Annotated in this window: 1 protein-coding gene; it reads left to right on the forward strand. The window is 60.3% G+C overall.

Translation table 11 applies throughout. From position 1 onward, the window contains the following. Nucleotides 1-81 precede the first annotated feature (81 nt). Nucleotides 82-464, forward strand: a 383-nt coding sequence (locus CK944_RS22620; protein WP_146038795.1) for a transposase, incomplete at its 3' end; no start/stop codon positions are given.

Raw genomic sequence — 464 nt, forward strand, 5'->3', positions numbered from 1 at the left:
TGCTGAAGATGCGGTTTCATTCGCTTTGAATTGCAGGGTTTCGTATGCTTTGAGCAGAAACCCTGCAAATTCTGGTCGCCGATGAAGCCCCATTCCCGCGCCCCTGAACAGGATGACCTGCTCCGTCCGAGACTGGTCGACATGATCGATGCGCACCACGAGCTGGTGAAGCTCGCCGCGCTGATCGACTGGGAGTTTTTCGAGCGGGAGTGGGCAACCTTCTTCCCTTCGCACCAAGGGCGGCCGGCGACATCTCCACGCCTGGTGGCGGGGCTGATGTATCTCCAGCATGCTTTCAAGCTCTCGGACGAGGCCGTCGTCGCCCGGTGGGTCGAAAATCCCTACTATCAACATTTCACCGGCGAGGCGTTCTTTCAGCACCGCCCGCCGATCGACCCGTCCTCGCTGACACGCTGGCGCAAGCGCATCGGCGAAGAAGGGGTGGAGTGGCTGCTGACCAAGAC

Origin of the sequence: Paracoccus sp. SY (assembly GCF_002901215.1) — a bacterium.
Classification (GTDB): domain Bacteria; phylum Pseudomonadota; class Alphaproteobacteria; order Rhodobacterales; family Rhodobacteraceae; genus Paracoccus; species Paracoccus acridae.